24 protein-coding genes are annotated in these 19,194 nt (G+C 63.5%); 10 read left to right on the forward strand and 14 right to left on the reverse strand.

Annotated features, from left to right (window positions below):
- Positions 1–11: 11 nt before the first annotated feature.
- On the reverse strand, positions 12–287 hold the full coding sequence (locus QKW60_RS02605) for an FAD assembly factor SdhE (protein ID WP_282366210.1): 276 nt from the start codon (positions 285–287) through the stop codon (positions 12–14).
- Positions 284–703, reverse strand: a complete 420-nt coding sequence (locus QKW60_RS02610; protein WP_282366213.1) for a helix-turn-helix domain-containing protein — start codon at positions 701–703, stop codon at positions 284–286. Before QKW60_RS02610 ends, QKW60_RS02605 begins: the two co-directional genes overlap by 4 nt.
- Positions 704–789: 86 nt before the next feature.
- Between QKW60_RS02610 and QKW60_RS02615 the strand changes: the two genes are divergently transcribed.
- Positions 790–1,992 carry a pyridoxal phosphate-dependent aminotransferase gene (locus QKW60_RS02615; protein ID WP_282366215.1) on the forward strand — a complete coding sequence of 401 codons (1,203 nt, stop codon included), beginning with the start codon at positions 790–792 and terminating at the stop codon, positions 1,990–1,992.
- A gap of 9 nt (positions 1,993–2,001) precedes the next feature.
- Entirely contained in the window at positions 2,002–2,430 is a 429-nt protein-coding gene (locus QKW60_RS02620) for a hypothetical protein (RefSeq protein ID WP_282366216.1), read from the forward strand.
- A gap of 230 nt (positions 2,431–2,660) precedes the next feature.
- Here QKW60_RS02620 and QKW60_RS02625 read toward each other — a convergent pair whose 3' ends face one another.
- The 3 genes from QKW60_RS02625 to ppk2 all read right to left on the reverse strand — a co-directional run bounded on the left by QKW60_RS02625 (position 2,661) and on the right by ppk2 (position 5,748).
- Positions 2,661–4,022, reverse strand: a complete 1,362-nt coding sequence (locus tag QKW60_RS02625) for an MATE family efflux transporter (protein ID WP_282366217.1) — start codon at positions 4,020–4,022, stop codon at positions 2,661–2,663.
- Between the two features lie 44 nt (positions 4,023–4,066).
- Entirely contained in the window at positions 4,067–4,546 is a 480-nt protein-coding gene (locus tag QKW60_RS02630) for a GNAT family N-acetyltransferase (RefSeq protein ID WP_282366219.1), read from the reverse strand.
- Between the two features lie 134 nt (positions 4,547–4,680).
- Complete coding sequence (gene ppk2 / locus QKW60_RS02635) at positions 4,681–5,748, reverse strand: polyphosphate kinase 2 (protein ID WP_282366221.1); 1,068 nt, start codon at positions 5,746–5,748, stop codon at positions 4,681–4,683.
- A 149-nt stretch (positions 5,749–5,897) separates the two neighbouring features.
- On the opposite strand from ppk2, the gene QKW60_RS02640 reads away from it, so the two are divergent.
- Positions 5,898–6,557, forward strand: coding sequence for a glutathione S-transferase family protein (locus tag QKW60_RS02640; RefSeq protein WP_282366222.1), 660 nt, complete (start codon positions 5,898–5,900; stop codon positions 6,555–6,557).
- A 67-nt stretch (positions 6,558–6,624) separates the two neighbouring features.
- Here QKW60_RS02640 and QKW60_RS02645 read toward each other — a convergent pair whose 3' ends face one another.
- Positions 6,625–7,338: a winged helix-turn-helix transcriptional regulator gene (locus tag QKW60_RS02645; protein WP_282366223.1), complete on the reverse strand. Its 714-nt coding sequence runs from the start codon at positions 7,336–7,338 to the stop codon at positions 6,625–6,627.
- A gap of 172 nt (positions 7,339–7,510) precedes the next feature.
- On the opposite strand from QKW60_RS02645, the gene QKW60_RS02650 reads away from it, so the two are divergent.
- The gene (locus QKW60_RS02650; RefSeq protein ID WP_263738387.1) at positions 7,511–7,783 is read left to right on the forward strand and encodes a DUF4242 domain-containing protein; all 273 of its coding nucleotides are present in this window, start codon (positions 7,511–7,513) and stop codon (positions 7,781–7,783) included.
- Positions 7,784–7,888: 105 nt separating this feature from the next.
- On the opposite strand, the gene nadE is transcribed toward QKW60_RS02650, so the two are convergent.
- Positions 7,889–8,668 (reverse strand): NAD(+) synthase, encoded by a 780-nt coding sequence (gene nadE / locus QKW60_RS02655; protein WP_282366227.1) that lies wholly within the window; start codon positions 8,666–8,668, stop codon positions 7,889–7,891.
- A gap of 46 nt (positions 8,669–8,714) precedes the next feature.
- Positions 8,715–9,314: an SAM-dependent methyltransferase gene (locus QKW60_RS02660; RefSeq protein WP_282366228.1), complete on the reverse strand. Its 600-nt coding sequence runs from the start codon at positions 9,312–9,314 to the stop codon at positions 8,715–8,717.
- A 136-nt stretch (positions 9,315–9,450) separates the two neighbouring features.
- On the opposite strand from QKW60_RS02660, the gene parE reads away from it, so the two are divergent.
- Together parE and QKW60_RS02670 are read left to right on the forward strand one after the other, a co-directional pair.
- Positions 9,451–11,406 (forward strand): DNA topoisomerase IV subunit B, encoded by a 1,956-nt coding sequence (gene parE, locus QKW60_RS02665; protein ID WP_282366229.1) that lies wholly within the window; start codon positions 9,451–9,453, stop codon positions 11,404–11,406.
- Positions 11,403–12,119: a hypothetical protein gene (locus QKW60_RS02670; protein WP_282366230.1), complete on the forward strand. Its 717-nt coding sequence runs from the start codon at positions 11,403–11,405 to the stop codon at positions 12,117–12,119. Before parE ends, QKW60_RS02670 begins: the two co-directional genes overlap by 4 nt.
- A gap of 412 nt (positions 12,120–12,531) precedes the next feature.
- On the opposite strand, the gene QKW60_RS02675 is transcribed toward QKW60_RS02670, so the two are convergent.
- The gene (locus tag QKW60_RS02675) at positions 12,532–12,864 is read right to left on the reverse strand and encodes a nuclear transport factor 2 family protein (RefSeq protein WP_282366231.1); all 333 of its coding nucleotides are present in this window, start codon (positions 12,862–12,864) and stop codon (positions 12,532–12,534) included.
- A 327-nt stretch (positions 12,865–13,191) separates the two neighbouring features.
- On the opposite strand from QKW60_RS02675, the gene QKW60_RS02680 reads away from it, so the two are divergent.
- From QKW60_RS02680 to QKW60_RS02690, 3 genes are all read left to right on the forward strand, one after another.
- Positions 13,192–13,323 (forward strand): hypothetical protein, encoded by a 132-nt coding sequence (locus tag QKW60_RS02680; RefSeq protein WP_282366233.1) that lies wholly within the window; start codon positions 13,192–13,194, stop codon positions 13,321–13,323.
- A gap of 97 nt (positions 13,324–13,420) precedes the next feature.
- The gene (locus tag QKW60_RS02685) at positions 13,421–13,795 is read left to right on the forward strand and encodes a GFA family protein (protein WP_282366235.1); all 375 of its coding nucleotides are present in this window, start codon (positions 13,421–13,423) and stop codon (positions 13,793–13,795) included.
- Between the two features lie 99 nt (positions 13,796–13,894).
- Positions 13,895–14,653, forward strand: a complete 759-nt coding sequence (locus QKW60_RS02690; protein ID WP_282366237.1) for a hypothetical protein — start codon at positions 13,895–13,897, stop codon at positions 14,651–14,653.
- A 2-nt stretch (positions 14,654–14,655) separates the two neighbouring features.
- Here the strand turns inward: QKW60_RS02690 and QKW60_RS02695 are convergent, their stop codons facing one another.
- From QKW60_RS02695 to QKW60_RS02705, 3 genes are all read right to left on the reverse strand, one after another.
- Entirely contained in the window at positions 14,656–15,054 is a 399-nt protein-coding gene (locus QKW60_RS02695) for a c-type cytochrome (protein WP_282366238.1), read from the reverse strand.
- A 25-nt stretch (positions 15,055–15,079) separates the two neighbouring features.
- Positions 15,080–15,478: a cytochrome c gene (locus tag QKW60_RS02700; RefSeq protein WP_282366240.1), complete on the reverse strand. Its 399-nt coding sequence runs from the start codon at positions 15,476–15,478 to the stop codon at positions 15,080–15,082.
- Between the two features lie 78 nt (positions 15,479–15,556).
- Positions 15,557–16,063, reverse strand: coding sequence for a lipocalin family protein (locus tag QKW60_RS02705; protein WP_282366241.1), 507 nt, complete (start codon positions 16,061–16,063; stop codon positions 15,557–15,559).
- Positions 16,064–16,168: 105 nt separating this feature from the next.
- Here QKW60_RS02705 and QKW60_RS02710 point away from each other — a divergent pair, with 105 nt between their 5' ends.
- Positions 16,169–17,167 (forward strand): GlxA family transcriptional regulator, encoded by a 999-nt coding sequence (locus tag QKW60_RS02710; RefSeq protein ID WP_282366242.1) that lies wholly within the window; start codon positions 16,169–16,171, stop codon positions 17,165–17,167.
- On the opposite strand, the gene QKW60_RS02715 is transcribed toward QKW60_RS02710, so the two are convergent.
- Positions 17,149–18,789 (reverse strand): Y-family DNA polymerase, encoded by a 1,641-nt coding sequence (locus QKW60_RS02715; RefSeq protein ID WP_282366243.1) that lies wholly within the window; start codon positions 18,787–18,789, stop codon positions 17,149–17,151. The two genes, QKW60_RS02710 and QKW60_RS02715, sit on opposite strands and share 19 nt — an antisense overlap.
- A 111-nt stretch (positions 18,790–18,900) precedes the next feature.
- Positions 18,901–19,179 (reverse strand): I78 family peptidase inhibitor, encoded by a 279-nt coding sequence (locus QKW60_RS02720; protein ID WP_282366244.1) that lies wholly within the window; start codon positions 19,177–19,179, stop codon positions 18,901–18,903.
- Positions 19,180–19,194: the final 15 nt, after the last annotated feature.

Below are 19,194 nucleotides of genomic sequence, written 5' to 3' on the forward strand. Positions count from 1 at the left end.
AGCGAACGAGTTCAGGACCGGGCGCGGTTCCGGTCCTGGGCAAACCCGGAGATGTCCGCAACCAGGGACGCAAATCTGCCCGGCGCAGGCGCGGCGCCGGTCATCCATTGGTAGAGATCCTGATCGTTCTCCCCCAGCAGCGCGTCGTAAAGCGCGAGGCGCTCGGTCGGCATGGTCGCCAGATGAGCATCGGCATATGGCCCGAGGATCAGATCCATCTCTTTCGTGCCGCGCCGCCATGACCGCATGGCGACGCGCTTCAGCCGGGCTTCAGGTGTTTCGCTCACGCGGCACCCTGTTCGAGCCCGTGGCGGAGCTTCTTTTCCAGCCGTCCCAGGCGTCCGGTCATCGCGGTCATCGCGGCGCGCAATTCGCGGATTTCGGCAAGCACGCCCTTGACTTGCGCGCTGTCGTCGCCGTCTTCGGTCATCTCGACGCCATCGCCCTCGCCGGTCAGCAGCCACATCAGCGATACGCCCAGCATACCGGCCAGCATCTGCAGCCGGTTGGCGCGCGGTTCTTTCGCATCGGCCTCCCAATGCTCGACGACCCTGGTTTTCACGCCCAGTCTCTGCGCCAGGTCAGCCTGACTCAAACCGGCGGCCTCACGCGCGGCAGCCAGCCGGTCACCGAAGGTCGCAGCCTCGTTGCTGTACCAGTTCTCGGCGGTTTCTGCTGTCTTTTCGAGCGTATCGGCGGTCATCTCAATTCCTTTTCGAAGTCGCTTGCGGGAGAAGAGGGGTCTATCTATGACATGGGCCCGGCAATTACAAACCGGAGTTCCGAAAAATGCCCTTCATTTCCGACACGCTGGCCCGCGTCAAACCGTCGCCCACCATCGCGGTGACCACGAAAGCGCAGGAATTGAAAGCCGCCGGGCGCGACGTGATCGGCCTTGGCGCGGGCGAGCCGGATTTCGATACGCCCGACAACATCAAGGCCGCCGCCAAACGCGCGATCGACGAGGGCAAGACCAAATACACCGCCGTCGATGGCATTCCTGAACTGAAAAAAGCGATCTGCGCCAAGTTCGAACGTGAAAACGGCCTCAGCTACAAGCCGAACCAAATCACGGTGGGCACCGGCGGCAAACAGACACTCTACAATGCGCTGATGGCGACGCTGAATCCCGGCGACGAAGTGATCATCCCCGCGCCCTACTGGGTCAGCTATCCGGATATGGTGCTGCTGGCCGGCGGCACACCGGTGCCGGTGGCCTGCGGGATCGAGAGCCAGTTCAAGCTGACGCCCGCGCAGCTTGAGGCGGCAATCACGCCGAAGACCAAGTGGTTCATCTTCAACTCGCCCTCGAACCCCACCGGGGCGGGTTACAGCCGGGACGAGTTAAAGGCGCTGACCGATGTGCTGATGCGCCACCCGCATGTCTGGGTGATGTCGGACGATATGTACGAACACCTCGTCTTCGACGATTTCGAGTTCGTGAGCCCCGCGCAGGTCGAACCCGGCCTCTACGACCGGACGCTGACCTGCAATGGCGTCTCCAAGGCCTATGCGATGACCGGCTGGCGGATCGGCTATGCGGCGGGACCGGTGGAACTGATCAAGGCGATGGGGACGATCCAGTCGCAATCGACCTCGAACCCCTCGTCAGTTTCGCAATATGCGGCTGTAGAGGCGCTGAACGGGCCGCAGGATTTCCTGGCCGAGAACAAGGTGACCTTCCAGCGCCGCCGCGATCTGGTTGTGTCGATGCTGAACCAGGCCAAGGGGATCAACTGCCCGCGCCCTGAAGGCGCGTTCTACGTCTATCCCGATATTTCGGACTGCATCGGCAAGACCTCGGCCGGGGGTACGAAAATCACCGATGACGAAGCCTTCGCCACGGCACTGCTGGAAGAGACCGGCGTCGCCGTCGTCTTTGGCGCGGCCTTCGGGGTTTCGCCGAACTTCCGCGTCAGCTACGCTACTTCGGACGCGGCGCTGGAAGAGGCCTGCCGCCGGATCCAGTCCTTCTGCGCGGGGCTGAACTAGGGGGAAACCATGGCGGGCGATCTGCCGGACTATTACTTCCGCATCCGCGAAAATGGTGCTGCGGTCTTTCGGGTGGATACCGAAAACCGCCAGCGGCGGATCGAGATGGACCAGATCGCCGTCGTCAATGTGAAGAACGGCGAGATCAAGCCGCAGGGTGACCGCAAGCTGTCGCCCGAGGACATGGCGACGATCCGCGACTGGCTGGAGGCGCGGCGGGCATTGCTGGCCCGCCGGGATGTCGACGATATCCTCCGCGCGGTCGATCACCTCAACCTCACCACGCAATGGGCGCAGTCAAAGGCGACCGATGCGCAGCTGGAGGACGTGACCGACGCGCTCCTGCTTGCGATGCATGACCTGCGGTCGGTGCTGGTGCGCAAGAAATCCGAGCGGGTCCTGGCATCGCAGGGCGACAAAGCGACCGGCAGTTCCTGATCACGCTGTTTTCAGATTGTGGCGCCCGTTCCGGGCGCCAAGACATATCTCGCCCCCGCAAGAGCGGGGGCTCGGGCCTGCCTCCGGCGGGAGTATTTCCGGACAGAAAGTAACAGTCCTTTATCCACTTTCTGTCGGAAAAAAACTCCGGGGTTTGGGGCAGCGCCCCAACCGGCCGCGCCGATGCGCGGCCCCAGTAAAGGAATGGCCCGGAACGGGCCGCCTTGGGATCAGGCCAGTTCCACCTGCCCCCAACGCCCCCAGAACCGCCACATCAGGAGGATTGCGGCGACCGCAAGCCCGACGGTGAGCCCCAACCAGAGCCCGGCCCCGCCGAAGCCCATAGGGAAGGCCAGAAGATAGCTCGCCGGGATGCCGATCACCCAGTAGCTGATCACCGTGATCCAGAGTGGACCGGCCGTATCCTGCACCCCGCGCAGAAGCCCAAGCGCCATGACCTGTGCGGCATCGAACATCTGGAAAAGCGCCGCGAAGGCCAGAAGCACGGTTCCGAACGCGACGATCGCCTCCACCTCCGGCTTCGCCTCGTCGAGGAAAAGCCCGATGATCGGCCCCGGCAGGATCAGGAAGACCGCCACGACGACAAGCCCGAAGAGAAGCGACATCGCGATCGCCGCAACGGCCCCGTCGCGCAGCCCGACAAAGTCGCCCCGCCCCTCGGCATGGCCGACCCGCACGGTCGCGGCATTGGAAAGCCCCAGATGCACCATGAAGGCCAAAGCCGCGACCTCGATCGCGATGCCATGGGCGGCCAGTTCCACCGTGCCGACCCAGCCCATCATCAGCGCCGAAGCGTTGAAAAGCCCACCCTCGGCGAGCCCCGTCAGCCCGACCGGCCAGCCGAGCCGCCAGACCCGTTTGAAGGCTGGCCAGTCCGGCCGCCAGAACCGCTGGAAGAGGTGGAACCGCCTGAGATCGGGTTGCCGCGCTGCGTAAAGTGCCAGGAGGAGCGCCGTGACGCTCTGCGTCACCAGCGTCGCCACCGCCGCGCCGCGCACGCCAAGCTCGGGCGCGCCCCAGTTGCCGAAGATCAGCATCCAGTTGAGCGCCACGTTGACACAGGCCCCCGCCATCGTGGCCCACAGCACCACCCCGGTCCGTTCCAGTGCCGACAGATAGCCGCGGAACGTATTGACCAGCAAAGCCGGGATCAGGCCGAAGCCCGCGATCCTCAGGTAATCCTGCGCCAGCGCCGCAAGCTCCGGCTCCTGCCCGAGTGCGGCAAGGACCGGGCCGGACCACCACATCACCGGCAGAACCGCCACGCCGAAAAGGATCGAATGCCACATCGTCATGCGTGTATCGCGGCGGACCTGCGTCTCGTCCCCCTTGCCGAGCGACGAGGCCACCATGCCCATCATCGCGATGGAATACCCCGCACCGAGAATGAAGAGGATGAAGAAAGTTGAGGCGCCAAGGACGACCGAGGCCAGAGCCTCGACCCCGTACCAGCCCAGCATCACCGTATCGGTGACATGCAGCACCATCTGCGCAAGGTTCGAGCCGATGAGCGGCAGTCCGAGCGCAAGAAGCGCCCGCATATGGGCGCCGTATGTAAGCCGTTCCGTCATCCCCGAGCCTTACGCCCGACCGGGGGTAAGGTCCAGAGGCTGTCTCAGGCTGCGATATGCGCCGTCACGACAGCCGGATCACGCTCCGGCAGGCGGATGAAACCCGCCCGGTCGGAGATCCTCCGGATCGCGGTATTGGTCCTCAGGAAATGGATCCAGATGTCACGCAGCCCGCGCCGCCGCGCCTCGCCCACGACGCCGTCAAAGAGCGCACCGCCGATTCCGGCCCTTCGCGTGTCCTCATCGACCGAAAGCGCGATCTCCGCTATCGGATCGCCGCCCTCGCCGATATGCAGTTCGGCAAGGCCGCACAATCGCCCATCAATCCGTGCCCCGAGGATGAGTGCCGGACGGGTGGCTGCCGCGTAGCGCATGACGGCCGCGTCCGAGGACCAGACGAGGAACCGGTTCAGCCGCGATTCCGGGCCAAGATGCAAAAGATGGGCCCGCAGGACGGGTCGCCACACCGGGTCGTCCTGCCGCCAGGCGTCAAAGTTCAGCCGGGATAAAACTGGATCGGACATCCTGCCCGCCCCTGATTCTGCGCATGCATTGCCGCAATGCAGCATCAAGATGGGGCTTCAATGGCGTCAGGGGAATACCCAGTAACCGCAATTCCGGTCTGCAGGGCAAACAAGTCACGCCCCCTGCGCCCGGTTCATGCCTTGCTTGTCGCGGCAGCCCTCCGCCTTGGTGCCGGCTTCGCGGCGGTTTCAGCCGCTACCGGTTCCTTGCCGTTCTGACCGGGTTTGCGGCGCAGATTCGGATGCATCGACGCGCCGAGGATATGGTCTGAGCCGTGGACGACATGGCTCGCCCGGCCGACGATCAGGGGATCGGGTGCGCCGACAACCTCATTGTCCTTGTCGGGATAGTCGAGCGAGGCGAGGAAATGGCGCATGCAATTGAGCCGCGCCCGTTTCTTGTCATTCGACTTGATGATCGTCCAGGGCGCATCGGCAGTATCGGTGTAGAAGAACATCGCCTCTTTCGCCTCGGTATAATCGTCCCACTTGTCGAGCGATGCCTTGTCGATCGGCGACAGTTTCCAGCGCTTCAGGGGATCGGTTTCCCGCGACTTGAACCGGCGGCGCTGCTCCGTTTGCGTGACCGAGAACCAGTATTTGTAAAGCCGGATGCCAGAACGGACGAGCATTCGTTCCATCTCGGGCGCCTGGCGCATGAATTCGAGGTAATCGGTGGGCGAGCAGAAGCCCATCACCCGCTCCACGCCTGCCCGGTTGTACCAACTCCGGTCATAGAAGACCATTTCGCCCGCCGTCGGCAGGTGTTCGATATAGCGCTGGAAGAACCACTGGCCGCGTTCCTCGTCTGTCGGCTTGTTCAGCGCCACGACGCGCGCGAAGCGGGGGTTGAGATGCTCCATGAACCGCTTGATCGTGCCGCCCTTGCCCGCGGCGTCGCGGCCCTCGAAGAGGATGACGAATTTCTGACCCGTCTCCAGCGCCCATTTCTGGACCTTCAGCAGTTCAGCCTGAAGCCGGGCTTTCTCGGCCTCGTAATCGCGGCGGATCATCTTGCGGGAATAGGGATAGCGGCCGCTTTCAAAGGCGTGCCGGATCGCGTCTGCATCGACGACAGGAAAGCTCTTCAGCCCAGGTTTCCGCTCGACTGGATCAGACGGCACATCCGCGCCATTACCCGCCTCAGGCGTCGTGGCAGGGGTTTCAACAACGGTTTCAACAAGGGCTTCCTGTTCGGTCATGCCGGTCCTCCGTCCTGTTCGATGATCTGCGGATTCTAGATGACCTGCCAACCGCACGCCTTGACCCGTGTCAAAAACCCTGAAGGAATCCTTCCCCCTGCCCCAAGGTCGCGCTACCGATAGGATCAGCAATCCCACCGGAGGCCCCAATGCTCACGATCTACGGCGTCTATCGCAGCCGCGCGTCGCGCAACTTCTGGCTGCTGGAGGAACTGAACATGGAGTTTGACCATGTTCCGGTGATCCAGGGCTACCGCCTGCCCGATCCCGAGGCAGCGGACGCGCCCTTCAACACGCTCTCGCCCGGTTTCGTCGCGATCAGCCCTGCAGGTGCCGTGCCAGTTCTGAAGGACGGCGACTTCGTGCTGTCGGAATCGCTCGCGATGAACCTTTACATCGCGCGCAAGGCGGGCGGGCCGCTCGCCCCGGCGGATGCCCGGGAAAACGCGCTGATGGAGCAATGGGCGCTTTACGGCATGACCGCGATCGAGACCCATGCGCTCGCCATCATGTACGCCCATGCCGAGGGACGGGCGAAGACACCGGCAGGCGAGGCCGAGATCGCGATGGAGACGGCCCGCCTCCGCCGTCCGCTCAAGGTCCTCAACGCGCATCTGCGCGAAAACGGCCATATGGTCGGCGACCGTTTCACCGTCGCGGACATCAACATGGCCGAGATCATCCGCTACGCACAAGCCGAGCCGGGGTTGGTCGACCAGTTCCCCGCCATCGCGGGCTGGATGTCAGCCTGCCAGGACCGGCCTGCGTTCAAGTCGATGTGGGCGAAACGGCTGGCCGAACCGGCGTGAGGCGTTGCTGGCTTCAACCCGAAGCGGGCCTTGGTTCCGGACCGAGTTCGCACCGAAACAGAGATCACTAAGGCGTTGTGTGTTCCAGCATCAAGATTTTTGCCGGATCTTCTTTGGTGCGGTGATAGAACCAACGATCCATGGTTCGGGCCAGAAGCGCGTCACCACTCAGAAAGAGCCGACCGGTCTCAATCTCGCGGGGGATAGTTGTCCGTCCCAGCAGAATTGAAGAAATCGAAAATCGATCGGTTTCGATGAACAGGTCAACGTCAAAACCGGGGATCGACGAACAGATTTCTATCGGCAATCCGGGGCGGATAAGCACCCAATATGTATCATATTCAAGACCCGGATCGCTAAACCGGAACTGAATGACCACCTGACGCTTTGGCAGTTCGTCCAAGTCGAAGTAATTCCGCATCTGCCACATCAGGTTGGAGACAGAGAGTTTTTCGAGCGCCTGTCGGGCCTCGATGTTGCACTGTGCCCAGTTCCCAAGTGCGTCCAGCGCGGGTTCCAGATCGATCGCGCGTTGCGTGCGCACGTAGTGCACCTCGCCCGTCGCCCGGTCCTCGAGCCTCTCGACCAGCCCGTGCGCCTCAAGTTCCTTCAGACGTTTCGACAAAAGGGTTGGTGAGATACTGCCGACCCCGCGCTTGATGTCGTTGAACTTGGTCGATCCGCCCCACATCTCGGTCAGGATCGGGATCGTCCAGCGCGGCTCCAGAATTTCGCAGGCATGTGATATCGGGCAGATCAGTCCATAAGGCTTGACGCTCATCGGGCAAATTCCTCCGGAATTCAGCCTAATGAAGGCTTGGCCTTTGGGTCCAGTACACAATCTGTATTGGGTGTGGTTCTCTTTTTATACTACCCGGTCCTCGCTTTGTACTGGCAGCATCTGCAAATCACCGAAGTTGCGAAGGCAGATAGCCAGAGAAAGGAAGGATGATATGCGTCGATTTGTTATTGAGCGGGAGATCCCGACCGTCGGAAGTTTTGATCGCGGCCAGCTTCGCGACGCTTCACGGACATCTAACGATGCTTTGGCCAAGCTTTCGCCGAAGGTTCAGTGGGAACACTCCTATGTCGCTGATAACAAGACATTTTGCGTCTATCTTGCTGATGACGAGGACGCCATCCACGAACATGCCAAGCTGAGCGGGTTTCCGGCAAACCGCATCACGCCGATTTCGTCGGTTATCGATCCGACGACAGCCAACTGACGTGGTAGATTTGGCCGGTGTGCTTTCTCCCAGCCACCGGTCAAATACCGATGCGTCTCAAAAGCGCACGTGCGCTGTCTCCTACATTCGCACTGTTCGTCTGTCTTATCTGAGCCTGTCTGGAATCTCGCAGACCGGAATCGGCACCATCTTGTGCTGGTTGGCCCGGTTCAGGCGGCGGTAGATCGCCATGACCTCGGCCTGCCTGCCGGTCAAGGCGGCCTCGTCACCCGTGAAGCTCATCGCCCATTCCAACTCGGGATAGCTCGCGCCGATCTGGTCCTCGTCGGTGCGGCTGTCACCCCAGAGCCCATCTGTGGGTGGCGCGCCGAGAATGGCGTCATTGACGCCCAGCGCCCGGCCGATCTCATAGACCTCGGACTTCATCAGATCGGCAATCGGGCTCAGGTCCACCCCGCCATCGCCGTATTTGGTAAAGAACCCGACGCCGAAATCCTCGACCTTGTTGCCAGTGCCGACAACCAGACGGCCATGCTGGCCAGCAAGGTAGTAAAGCGTGGTCATCCTCAGTCGCGCACGAGTATTGACCAATGCCATCTCGCGCGCGGCACCCTGCGGTTCCCCAGGCAATGCGGCGACAAGACTGTCGAAGACGCCGGTCAGCTCCACCTCGACACCGTCAACCGCCGGATGCCGCGCCTTCAGCATTGCGATATGGTCGCGCGCCCGGCTGACCTGATCCTTGCTTTGGTGGATCGGCATCTCAACCACCAGGGTCGGCCGTCCGGTCCGTGCCGCAAGCGCCGAGGAGACGGCGGAATCGATCCCGCCCGACACGCCGACGACGAAACCCTTCATTCCGGCCCGGGCGCAATAGTCCTCAAGCCAGCCTGTGATGTGGTCAATGACCGCCTCGGTCTTCATCTAATTCTCCCTTCAGGGTTCATCGATATGGCGTCCCCGCCTGAATTCAAGCAGCGCCCGGCTTTCGCGCCACGAAATCAATCAGCGCCGAGCGTCCCGAATGCCCCGTGCCTTCGTCGACATCGGCATCGAAATCCTCGGCCCGCAGCACTTCATACCCCGCGAAGGCGTCGTGCAGGAGGTCGAGCGTATACATATTCGCGGAATCGGGCGGGCCACCCGTGCCGTAGCCCACCTGACGCGGGGCATAACCGTGAAGCAGAAGCAGCCCGCCCGGCTTCAGCGCCCGGTCGATGCGGCGGAACAGCTCCGCCCGGTCGGCGGGGCCGACGAACTGGATGAAGATGCCCGCGACGGTGTCGTATTGCCGCGACCAGTCCCAGCCATCGAGATCGGTCACATGAAAGGTGACCTCAGCCCCTTTTGCCGCTGCAAGAAGCCGTGCCTTGGCCACCGCGTTCTCCGCCGGATCGAAGGCGGTGACGCGCATCCCCTGACCGGCCAGCCAGACTGATTTCCGCCCCTCTCCGTCGGCGATGCAGAGCACCTCGTCGCCCGGCACCAGCCAGCCTGCCGCGCGATGCAGGAAATCCGCTGGTTCCGTGCCGAAGAGATAGTCGTCGCCCGCATAGCGTTCATTCCACATCCCGCTCTCCTTGGTGGCGCAACTTTTCCCGACCGCAATATTTCGTGGATATCCGCCCGGCGCAAGGGCAAGCCCGCTTGCCCCGCCGCCCCCCGCATGGTCTAATCGCCGACCAATCAAGAAGACGAGCAGCACCATGGCGAACGACATCTTCTCCGGCCAGCCGGACGACTACAACGCCTCTTCGATCGAGGTGCTTGAGGGGCTGGAACCCGTCCGCAAGCGGCCCGGCATGTATATCGGCGGCACCGACGAACGGGCGCTGCATCACATGGTGGCCGAGATTCTCGACAACTCGATGGACGAGGCCGTCGCGGGTCATGCCAACCGGATCGAGGTCGAACTCAACGCGGATTTCGCCGTCACCATCCGCGACAATGGCCGCGGCATCCCCATCGACCCGCATCCGAAATTCCCCGGCAAGTCGGCGCTGGAGGTGATCCTCTGCACGCTGCACGCGGGCGGCAAGTTTTCCGGCAAGGCCTATCAGACCTCGGGCGGCCTGCACGGCGTCGGCGCCTCGGTCGTCAACGCGCTCTCCGATTCCATGGTGGTCGAGGTCGCCCGCAACAAGGAGCTTTACGAACAGCGCTTCTCGCGCGGCCTGCCCCTCGGCCCGATCAAAAAGACCGGCGCGACCCAGAACCGGCGCGGCACCACGATCACCTTCCATGCCGATGAAGAGATCTTCGGCCATCACCGCTTCAAACCCGCGCGGCTTTTCAAGATGGTGCGGTCCAAGGCCTATCTCTTCTCGGGCGTCGAGATCCGCTGGAAAAGCGCCATCGATGACGGCGAAACCCCGGTGGAGGCCACGTTCCACTTCCCCGGCGGCCTTTCCGATTACCTTTCCGAACAGCTCAACGGCTCCACCACCTATGCCGACCGCCCCTTTGCCGGAAAGGTCGGGTTTCAGGAGAAATACGGCGAACCCGGCAGCGTCGAATGGGCGATCAACTGGACCCCCTCGCGCGACGGCTTCATCCAGTCCTATTGCAACACCGTCCCCACGCCCGAGGGCGGCACGCATGAGGCGGGCTTCTGGGCCGCGATCCTGAAGGGCATCCGCGCCTACGGCGAGTTGGTCAACAACAAGAAGGCGGCGCAGATCACCCGCGACGACCTTCTGACCGGGGGCTGCGCGCTCGTCTCCTGCTTCATCCGCGACCCGGCCTTTGTCGGCCAGACCAAGGACCGGCTGTCGACCGAGGCGGCGGCGAAGATGACCGAAGGCGCGGTACGCGACCATTTCGACAACTGGCTGGCGGCGGATACGAAATCCGCGGGCGCCATCCTCGATTTCCTCGTCCTGCGCGCCGAGGAACGCCTGCGCCGCCGGCAGGAAAAGGAAACCGCGCGCAAATCGGCCACCAAGAAACTGCGCCTGCCCGGCAAGCTCGTCGATTGCTCCGCCACGGCGCGCGAGGGCACCGAACTCTTCATCGTCGAAGGCGACTCGGCGGGCGGTTCGGCCAAGATGGCGCGGGACCGCAAGACACAAGCCCTCTTGCCCCTGCGCGGCAAGATCCTCAACGTGCTTGGCGCCGCCTCATCGAAACTCGGCACCAATCAGGAGATCAGCGACCTGACCCAGGCGCTCGGCTGCGGGCTGGGGACACGGTTCAATATCGACGATCTGCGCTATGACAAGATCATCATCATGACCGATGCCGATGTCGACGGCGCCCATATCGCGTCCCTCTTGATGACCTTCTTCTTCACCCAGATGCGGCCGATGATCGACAAGGGGCACCTCTACCTCGCCTGCCCGCCGCTCTACCGGCTGACCCAAGGCGCCAAACGCATCTATGTGGCCGATGATGCCGAGAAAGAGCGCATGATGGCCAAGGGCCTTGGTGGCAAGGGCAAGATCGACGTCCAGCGCTTCAAGGGTCTGGGAGAGATGGACGCCAAGGACCTGAAAGACACGACCATGAACCCCGAGACCCGCAAACTGATCCGCGTCTCCATCGACGACGAGTTCCCGGGTGAGACCGGAGACCTCGTGGAGCGGCTGATGGGCAAGAAGCCGGAACTGCGGTTCCAGTATATCAGCGAGAACGCGCGGTTCGTGGAGGAGTTGGATGTTTGAGTGAAAATGTCAAAAGACGCACGAACTCCTTAGGATGGATCGGAATTCTCTCATCTCTTTGTTACGTCGTAGCGGTCGCCTTCTTTCAATGGGAAAACCTGCTCGGGATTCGACAGCTTCAACTCAATGAATTCGGCGATTTCCTTGCAGGTATTTTTGGGCCACTTGCGATATTCTGGCTAATACTCGGATTCTTTCAGCAGGGAGAAGAACTGAGAAACTCAGTCGAAACATTGAAACTACAAGCAAAGGAACTTGCAAACTCGGTCGAGCAACAACGTGAATTAGTTAGCGTGACCAGGGAAACTCTCGAACATGAACGGAACATGTTGGAGGAAGAGCGAAAAACTCGAAAAAGAAGCATTCAACCAAGGTTTGCCGTCATTAGCGCAGGCGGTTCACAAAGTGGTGGCAAGTACACCAACCGAATTCACATAACGAATACAGGAAATGAAGTGTCACTCGTTTCTGTATGGATGGAACCAGCGCCAGAAGATGGATCTACAATTAGACGAGATCATTGGCCGAATGGACTTAGGCAAGAGTGGAGCGTTCGACTTGAAGAGATTGGTCCAAACTCCCGTGAACGCGTTTTGTTCATAGAATTCAATGACCGCGATGGCTCGGTGGGCAGGTCATCATTTAAAGTTGCAGTGGCAAAAGAAGACTCGCCATTCCAACTTGATTGCGAAGAACTTTCCAGCGGGCTGTAGGGTGCGCTTCAATGCACCATCCCGCCGCGTTGACCACACCCAACGCCTACTCTTTCTCTCGACATCACCATTCCCCCGCCCGATTTGTCCCGCGACAAGTCGAGGCACTGCCTCGACGGCCGCGCCTGCCACCCGGCCCGCCCGACGCGGGCGGGCGTTCGACCGGGGTGAGGAGGACAAGCAAACGCTCCGGTGGAGCGTTTGCCCGACGAACGTCCACCGGACCGTTTCTGATCCGGTCTCACCCCCCGGCAGGCGCGTTACCGCGCCCGCCAAGTCAGGCGCGCCCCGGTTTACAACCGATGGAGCCAGCCGCACCCCCCTTTGCCCTCCGGCTCGCGCCTCCGGGCAATCGGACCTACCGAAGGTCCACTGGACCTTCGGCTGACGGTCCTCGGACGCTTCCGCCGCCCTATTTCTTCAACAATGTCGCCCCGGTTTCGGTCCTCAGGATCTTGCCGTCCTTCAGCGTATGGACCCCCATCACCGCCTCGCTCGTGCCGTCGGGGAAATCCATCACTGAATGCTCAACGAGAATGTCGCCGTTTTCATAGATCAGCCGCTGGTCGCGGATCGCCATCTTGTCGCTGGCCATCATCCGCCGGACCATCTCTGCCATCGCGGCCTTGCCCATCGTCTCGCCGCTCTGGTGGCGAACGAAAGTGAAGTCGTCGTGCATGAGGTCGATATAGGCCTCGGCGTCACGGGCCTCCATCGCCTTATCGAGCATCTGGTAAAGTGCCATCGCATCCTCCCTCGCTGTGCCGATGTCCAAGGGTGAACCTCGGCCGCCCGTGGGGCAAGGAGAAAGGCAAGTGTACGACTCGCCCGCCCCTCGTGCGAGGGAGGGTGTCTTCCCCAAACGCCCACAAGTCGATTTCCGCACAGGACCCGCACATCCCCCTTGCGGACCACCACAGCCGCACTAGATTCCCCTTGCAGGCCCGGGCCACGACGCCCCCTGCTGCCCATCGGGATCATCGCCCTGTCCGACAGACAGGCTCCCCTGCCCCCCTGAGCACCGATCCGGACGGCATCAGCCGCCCGGTCCTCACGCGATAAGGGAAGACAAATGTCCAAGGAAAAAAGCCGCGGTAACCGCGAAGCCAAGAAGCCGAAGAAGGAAAAGCCGAAGGTGCTCGCCACCGCCAATTCCGGTGCCGCCAAGGCCGACACCGTGATCGCCGGCAAGAAGGTCAAGTGACCCCGAGGCGGGCGGGCCTGCCCGGCCCGCCCCCTCCGATTGCATTGCCGCCCGCCTTGGCCGAAACTGCCCCTCGAACGCAATCAAGGGGGCAGGCATGACCGAGGTCACCGGCGGATGCCAATGCGGCGCGGTGCGGATCGCCGCGCGGGGGGAGCCTCTGCGCGTCGGCATCTGCCATTGCCTCGACTGCCGCAAGCATCACGGCGCGCTCTTCCACGCCTCGGCGATCTTTCCCGAAGCCGCCGTCACGGTGACGGGTGAGACGCGCGCCTATAAGGGCCGGCATTTCTGCCCCACCTGCGGCTCCTCGGTCTATTCCCGGTCGGGGGACGAGATGGAACTGCATCTCGGCATGTTCGACGCGCCCGACAGGTTCCGCCCGACTTACGAGCTCTGGACCATCCGCCGCGAGGGCTGGCTGCCATCCTTCCCGACCGACCGCCTGTTCCCACGCAACCGCGAGGAGTGACTTCACTGTAACGACATCTGTCGGGACGGAGGCTGTACGCAGGCCATACGCTTGCGGTACGGATACCATACCGGGTTTGCGGCAAGACGGGCGGGCATCATGGATTTCATCACCGACAACCAGCTGCCGCTGATCCTGATGTGTTTCGTGGTCGGCTGCCTTTTCACCTCTTACCTTTTCCGCCGCCATGTCTCGCAGAAAGCGTGGAAAATCGCCGATCTGGTGTGGATCTGCCTCGGCGGGATCGGGGCATTAACCGCAGTGATTGCAGGGGTTTACGCCGAGGATTCGTCCCGCCTCTCGCGCCAGATCGACATCGCCTATGCCACCACCCGCGAATTCGACCGCGACGCCGCAAGGTTCCGGCTGGCCCATTGCGAGGTAAACCACCCCGCCGCCACCTTCCGCACCGCCATCCGCGACCTCTGCGACAAGGTCGAATTCCTCTCCGCCTCCACCGCCGGCAACGCCCAGTTACCGCTCTTCATCGCCGTCACCGAACGCGCCGCGCCGCTGCAGGGGTTGAACCTGTTTTTCGGAAGTAAATCCAGTGATATGGAGGACGAAGTTGAGAGCTTTGATATGGCTGAATTCCTCGCCTTTGAACCGCGCGACGCCATGACAGAGGCGGCTGTGGCGCTGCTTCGTCAGGCCCCCAGCGTCGCTGGGATCGCCGCCGAGTTTCAGGTCATCGCCAAGGCCTATGAGGACCTGATCGGCGAGGTCATGCATCTGAGGGATGAATGGCAGGTGCTGGAGGACAGTGCGGGCATCCTGACGCTTCAGATCCTCGCGCTCTGTCTCGTCGCCTTTGCGGCCCCCTTCCGGTTAGGCAAATCCATCGTCGATCTGATCTGAACTTATTCCTGCAAGCCCTTTAGATAATTGGCTAATGCCACGAGATTGGCTGGTGTGGGCGTCGCGATCCCGTCGCCGGTATCGACCCGCACCAGAGGCCCTTCCTGCAAGGCAACGCCCAGTTCCGGCATCACCGAACTGCGGTCGCCGCGTCGGGAATAGCCGTCAATAACCGACATCACCTGCGCCATCGGGAAAGTGCCGCCATTGCGCGCCGAGATGGTCGTCAGGTCAGCCGGGGCCTTGCCAAGCCCCTCCGCCGCCGGACCGTCACCCCGACCGCCCGCCCCGTGGCAGGACAGGCAATAGTCCTGATAGAGCGCCCGGCCTGATACCTGCCGCTCGGGCGCGCAGGCCGTTAGTGCGCAGGCTGCCGCGATGGGTATGAGGATCCGGATCATGGTTTGTCCTTTCGTGACGGTGTCGTCATTCTTCCACCTGTATCGCAGCCAGATAGTCTACGACAGCCAGAACCCGTTCGGAGGTGATGACCGGCGTGCCGTCACGGGCATCGGCCACGGAGGCATCGCCCGCAAAGACCGTGCCGAACAGAGGCATCGGCCCACCATGGCCACGCAGACCAGTGCGGCCGTCGATGATATGGACCACCTTCAGCCAGGGGAACTCCCCGCCATTGCGCGCGGCGATGCGGGTCAGATCGGGAACCGGTATCGTGATCAGATCGCGCATTGGCCCGTCACCTGTCGCCTTTTCCCCGTGACAGGCGGCACAGGCACCGGCAAAGACCTCGGCGCCAAGCGTGATGTCGGTTGCGGCTTGAGCCGGGTATGCGAAGAGGCAGAGAATGAGGACGAGGGGGCGCATTTCGCGGTCTCCTGTTGCGTCGGTCCCATCCTGCGGCGGGCCTGACGCCTGCACCTTGATCAGGATCATATCGGCCGCTCAGAGCGGTTGCAGTCCCGCCGGATCATAGCCGTTGAAGCGCAGCACATCCCGCGCCGCCTGCATCAGGTCGGGCCGCACCTCCGGCGTGCGCGACAGGATGCGGGCAAAGTGCCGCGACGGGGTACCGATCACTGCAATCCGGTAATCGGCATCGGTCCAGAGCACCCAGAGTGCCTCAGTTCCCTCCGGCATCCGTCGCTCTATACGGCCGGGGCCGGTGACCGCCGCTTCGGTCGCGAAAGTCCGCGATCCGGACGGCCCGCAGACCGTGCCGGTGACGCGATAGCGCCCCGCGCCGGTCACGTCCCAGGTCTCCGCGTGCGGACCGCAGGCCGGGTCGCCGATTGTCGCCGCGACATGCCAGACATCCGCGAACCGTCCCGCGTCGAAAAAGGCCGCCGAGGACATTCCGGGGGGCTCCGGTGCGGGCGGCGTCCGGTCGCATCCGGCAAGCGCAGCCAGAACAAGAGGCAGCAGCACGGCAAGATCTGTCAGGCGGGGCATTCAAGGAGTTCCGGGCGAAGGGGACGCCTCGTCACCCTTATCGAGACCGGCCCGATGCGCAAGGCGGCTTGCCGGCCAGAGCTTGACCGAATACGAAACGAATTGATGAAACGCGAAAAGCCGATCTTTGCCCCGGACCCCGCGCCGCTCGACGTGGCGGTGCTGGTCATGGCCGATACCAACGCCCTGTCGCTCGCCGCCGCGGTCGATCCGATGCGGGCGGCAAATCGCCGGGCGGGACGAACGCTCTTTACCTGGCGCTATTACAGTGCGGCGGCGGGCGCGATTCCGGTGACGACCGGGTTCCGGATCGACGCGGACGCGCTGCCGGACCGGATCGAAGCGGACATCCTGCTGATCGTCGCGGGCTTTCGGCTGATCGAACAGGCAACGCCGCCGCTGCTGGCCCGGCTGAGGCGTCTTGCCCCGCGGCTCAGGGCGATGATCGGGGTCGATGGCGGTCCGTGGTTCCTTGCGCTCGCGGGGCTCCTAGATGGGCGGTCGGCGACGGTGCATTGGGAAGACCTCGAAACCTTCGCCGACCGGTTTCCCGCCGTCGACGTCCGTCAGGACCGCTACGTGATCTCGGGGCCTTTTGTGACCACCGGGGGGGCGGCGCCCTGCCTTGATATGATGCTGGAACTGATCCGCACACGGCACGGCGCAGAACTGGCGCTAAGGGTCGCGGGGGCCTTTCTTTACGAGCCGGTCCATGCCGCGACCGTGCCGCAGCAGGCAGTGTCGGCCGCAAGGCTGGCCAAGGGCGATCCCGCACTTGGCCGCGCGATCGCGCTGATGGAACGAGGCGTGGAGAACCCGATCCCCATTGCCGCCATTGCCCGGCGCATCGGCCTGTCGCAACGGCGGCTTGAGATGCTATTCGCCGAAAGGCTTGGCACCAGCCCGGGCCGGTTCTTCCTTGACCTCAGGCTTGACGAGGCGCGGCGCATGGTCGTCGATACACGGCTTCCCCTGCAGGAGGTCGCGCTCAGAACCGGGTTTTCCAGCCAGATGGCCTTTGCCCGCGCTTTCCGGGCGCGGTTCGGCGCACCGGCCTCGGCGCTCAGACGGTCAGCGGGGGCGGTTCAGGCAAAGACACCCTGACAGAACCAGCCGCCTGACACTGCCCCGCCATGGGCGTAGTAGAGCCAGAGCCTTTCGCCCGTCGTCACCTCCACCCGCCAGTAATCGCGGGTGCCCGAACGCCAGCCGGGTTCATCGAGCCACCATTCCGGTGCGATCCGTTCCGGGCCGGTGGCCGAGGCCGTCACCAGAACGCGTCGGCGCCAGCGGAAGCGGGCGGGCACCATCGGGTCGTCATGGGCCTGAACCGGCTCGCAGCGGAAAAGCACGACGGGCCGGGGGTTGCGGGGCGGCGGCCATATCTCGGCCGGTTTCGACCAGGCGACGGGCAGGATTTTCGCGGTCTTCTCGGGGATATGGGTATCGACCGGGACGAGCCGGGTGATCGCCTCCATCCCGACCCGGGTCCCGAGCCGCGAGACCAACCTTTCGAACTCCTCCCCTTCGGGGCAGCCCTCGACCGGGTCATAGGGGCCGCGATGCTGACGGGCTTGGACCGGTTCGGTGACATGCGCCTCCAGCCGGAGCGTGTCGATGCCGAACCCCGCCTCCACCCCGGCCAGCTTCAGCACCAGAAGCGGGCGCAGCATGGCGGGGTCGGCGCTGGCCCGGGCCAGACCGATCTCGATCTCCTGCATCCTGTGATCGGCGTGGAAAAGCTGCAGCCGGACCCGCCGCGCGCCCTGCCCCCGCGCCTTCAAGCGATCGCAGAGCGCAGGCAGAAGCCGGTCGATCCCGGCCATGATGTCCTCGGTGAGCCCGATCGGATCGGGCAGCGTCAGGCGCACCGCGAAATGCAGGGGTGGACGGGCGGGCGAGACCGGCTCCTCCTCCAGCCCCAGGGCCTGATCGAGACGGCGGACCAGTTCGCGGCCAAAGCGCCGCGTAAGAGGCGCGCGCGGCGTGCCGAGGACATCGCCGACATGGCGCAGGCCGAGGCGCGCAAGCCCGTGGACTGTCTTCTCATCGATGCGCAGGGCTGCGAGCGGCAGGGGCGCCAGCGCCTGCCGGGTCTGGCCCGGCGCGGCAACGCGGGCGACGGGTGCGGGCGGGGCGATGGTGACCGGCGCGGCCCCGCCCCTGATCCAGTGCCGTTTCGCCGAGCGCGACCGGGTCGCCCGCGCCTCCTGATCAATGGCATCGCCGTTGCGGGTCACCGCACCGGGCTTGCCGGCATACCGCGCAAGCCCCCAGGCAGTGCCGACCGTATCGGCGATACCTGCCTCCACCGTCAGCCCGAGACCCTCGCAATCCGCGGCCACGGCCGCAAGCACGCCCTCCTCGCCGCCGAAAAGATGGGCGGCGCCGGTCAGGTCGATGACCAGCCCGTCTGGCGCCTCCTCACCCACCCAGGGGCTGAACCGGCCCGCCCAGCGCCGAAGCGCGGCCAGAAAGGCCGCCTCCACTTGCGGATTGCGGATGCGGGTGACAAGGTCGGGGCACATCGCGCGCGCATCCGGCAAGGGCTGACCGAGATAAAGTCCCTTCGCTTCCGCCTCCGCGCTCAGTGAGGTCAGGACCTGACGGTTGGCCTCTTCCCCGACAATGGCGAAAAGTTCAGGCGGCAGGCCACGCATCCGCCGCAGCAGACATTCCGCCCCGAGGCGGGGGAACCAGAGGGACAGAATCCGGCGGCAGCGCATAGCAGAATGTTCCTGATATGTTCCACTCTATGCCCCTTCGGCCGCCGAGTCGAGTCGCCCCGGAAAGCCGGAACGTAAGGTGAGTTTAAACCCACCTTACCCGGGAAACCCTCAACCGCAGCGGATCGCGGCGATGCGACCTTCCGCGTCGATTTCGACATTCAGGCGTTGCAGGCTGAAGTCCATCGTGACCGCATCACCGGGATGGATGACACGGACGGGTTCGTCGAATCCGCTTGGGTCAAAGGCGGATTCCGGTTGTCCGACAAGATGTTGCAGCCCTTCGGCCGAACAACTTGCAATTGGTGGATCAGGTCGGTCCGCCACGTCCTGAACGCAACCGCACAGCCCGACCAGAACCGAAAAAACGGCAAAAGCTTTCATTTTCATGTCGTTTCCCGAATT

Origin of the sequence: Albidovulum aestuarii, from assembly GCF_029961185.1 — a bacterium.
GTDB lineage: Bacteria > Pseudomonadota > Alphaproteobacteria > Rhodobacterales > Rhodobacteraceae > Albidovulum > Albidovulum aestuarii.

What these genes read in the sequence shown, in the direction of transcription:
- QKW60_RS02675 (WP_282366231.1), bottom strand. Translation starts at nt 12,864, where the DNA reads ATGGCACTTTACCAGATGCTCGATAAGGCGATGGAGGCCCGTGACGCC.
- QKW60_RS02715 (WP_282366243.1), bottom strand. Translation starts at nt 18,789, where the DNA reads ATGCGCTGCCGCCGGATTCTGTCCCTCTGGTTCCCCCGCCTCGGGGCG.
- parE (WP_282366229.1), top strand. Translation starts at nt 9,451, where the DNA reads ATGGCGAACGACATCTTCTCCGGCCAGCCGGACGACTACAACGCCTCT.
- QKW60_RS02625 (WP_282366217.1), bottom strand. Translation starts at nt 4,022, where the DNA reads ATGACGGAACGGCTTACATACGGCGCCCATATGCGGGCGCTTCTTGCG.
- QKW60_RS02630 (WP_282366219.1), bottom strand. Translation starts at nt 4,546, where the DNA reads ATGTCCGATCCAGTTTTATCCCGGCTGAACTTTGACGCCTGGCGGCAG.
- QKW60_RS02645 (WP_282366223.1), bottom strand. Translation starts at nt 7,338, where the DNA reads ATGAGCGTCAAGCCTTATGGACTGATCTGCCCGATATCACATGCCTGC.
- QKW60_RS02680 (WP_282366233.1), top strand. Translation starts at nt 13,192, where the DNA reads ATGTCCAAGGAAAAAAGCCGCGGTAACCGCGAAGCCAAGAAGCCGAAG.
- QKW60_RS02640 (WP_282366222.1), top strand. Translation starts at nt 5,898, where the DNA reads ATGCTCACGATCTACGGCGTCTATCGCAGCCGCGCGTCGCGCAACTTC.
- QKW60_RS02705 (WP_282366241.1), bottom strand. Translation starts at nt 16,063, where the DNA reads ATGCCCCGCCTGACAGATCTTGCCGTGCTGCTGCCTCTTGTTCTGGCT.
- QKW60_RS02660 (WP_282366228.1), bottom strand. Translation starts at nt 9,314, where the DNA reads ATGTGGAATGAACGCTATGCGGGCGACGACTATCTCTTCGGCACGGAA.
- QKW60_RS02695 (WP_282366238.1), bottom strand. Translation starts at nt 15,054, where the DNA reads ATGATCCGGATCCTCATACCCATCGCGGCAGCCTGCGCACTAACGGCC.
- QKW60_RS02700 (WP_282366240.1), bottom strand. Translation starts at nt 15,478, where the DNA reads ATGCGCCCCCTCGTCCTCATTCTCTGCCTCTTCGCATACCCGGCTCAA.
- QKW60_RS02615 (WP_282366215.1), top strand. Translation starts at nt 790, where the DNA reads ATGCCCTTCATTTCCGACACGCTGGCCCGCGTCAAACCGTCGCCCACC.
- QKW60_RS02650 (WP_263738387.1), top strand. Translation starts at nt 7,511, where the DNA reads ATGCGTCGATTTGTTATTGAGCGGGAGATCCCGACCGTCGGAAGTTTT.
- QKW60_RS02710 (WP_282366242.1), top strand. Translation starts at nt 16,169, where the DNA reads ATGAAACGCGAAAAGCCGATCTTTGCCCCGGACCCCGCGCCGCTCGAC.
- QKW60_RS02690 (WP_282366237.1), top strand. Translation starts at nt 13,895, where the DNA reads ATGGATTTCATCACCGACAACCAGCTGCCGCTGATCCTGATGTGTTTC.
- ppk2 (WP_282366221.1), bottom strand. Translation starts at nt 5,748, where the DNA reads ATGACCGAACAGGAAGCCCTTGTTGAAACCGTTGTTGAAACCCCTGCC.
- nadE (WP_282366227.1), bottom strand. Translation starts at nt 8,668, where the DNA reads ATGAAGACCGAGGCGGTCATTGACCACATCACAGGCTGGCTTGAGGAC.
- QKW60_RS02720 (WP_282366244.1), bottom strand. Translation starts at nt 19,179, where the DNA reads ATGAAAATGAAAGCTTTTGCCGTTTTTTCGGTTCTGGTCGGGCTGTGC.
- QKW60_RS02620 (WP_282366216.1), top strand. Translation starts at nt 2,002, where the DNA reads ATGGCGGGCGATCTGCCGGACTATTACTTCCGCATCCGCGAAAATGGT.
- QKW60_RS02685 (WP_282366235.1), top strand. Translation starts at nt 13,421, where the DNA reads ATGACCGAGGTCACCGGCGGATGCCAATGCGGCGCGGTGCGGATCGCC.
- QKW60_RS02610 (WP_282366213.1), bottom strand. Translation starts at nt 703, where the DNA reads ATGACCGCCGATACGCTCGAAAAGACAGCAGAAACCGCCGAGAACTGG.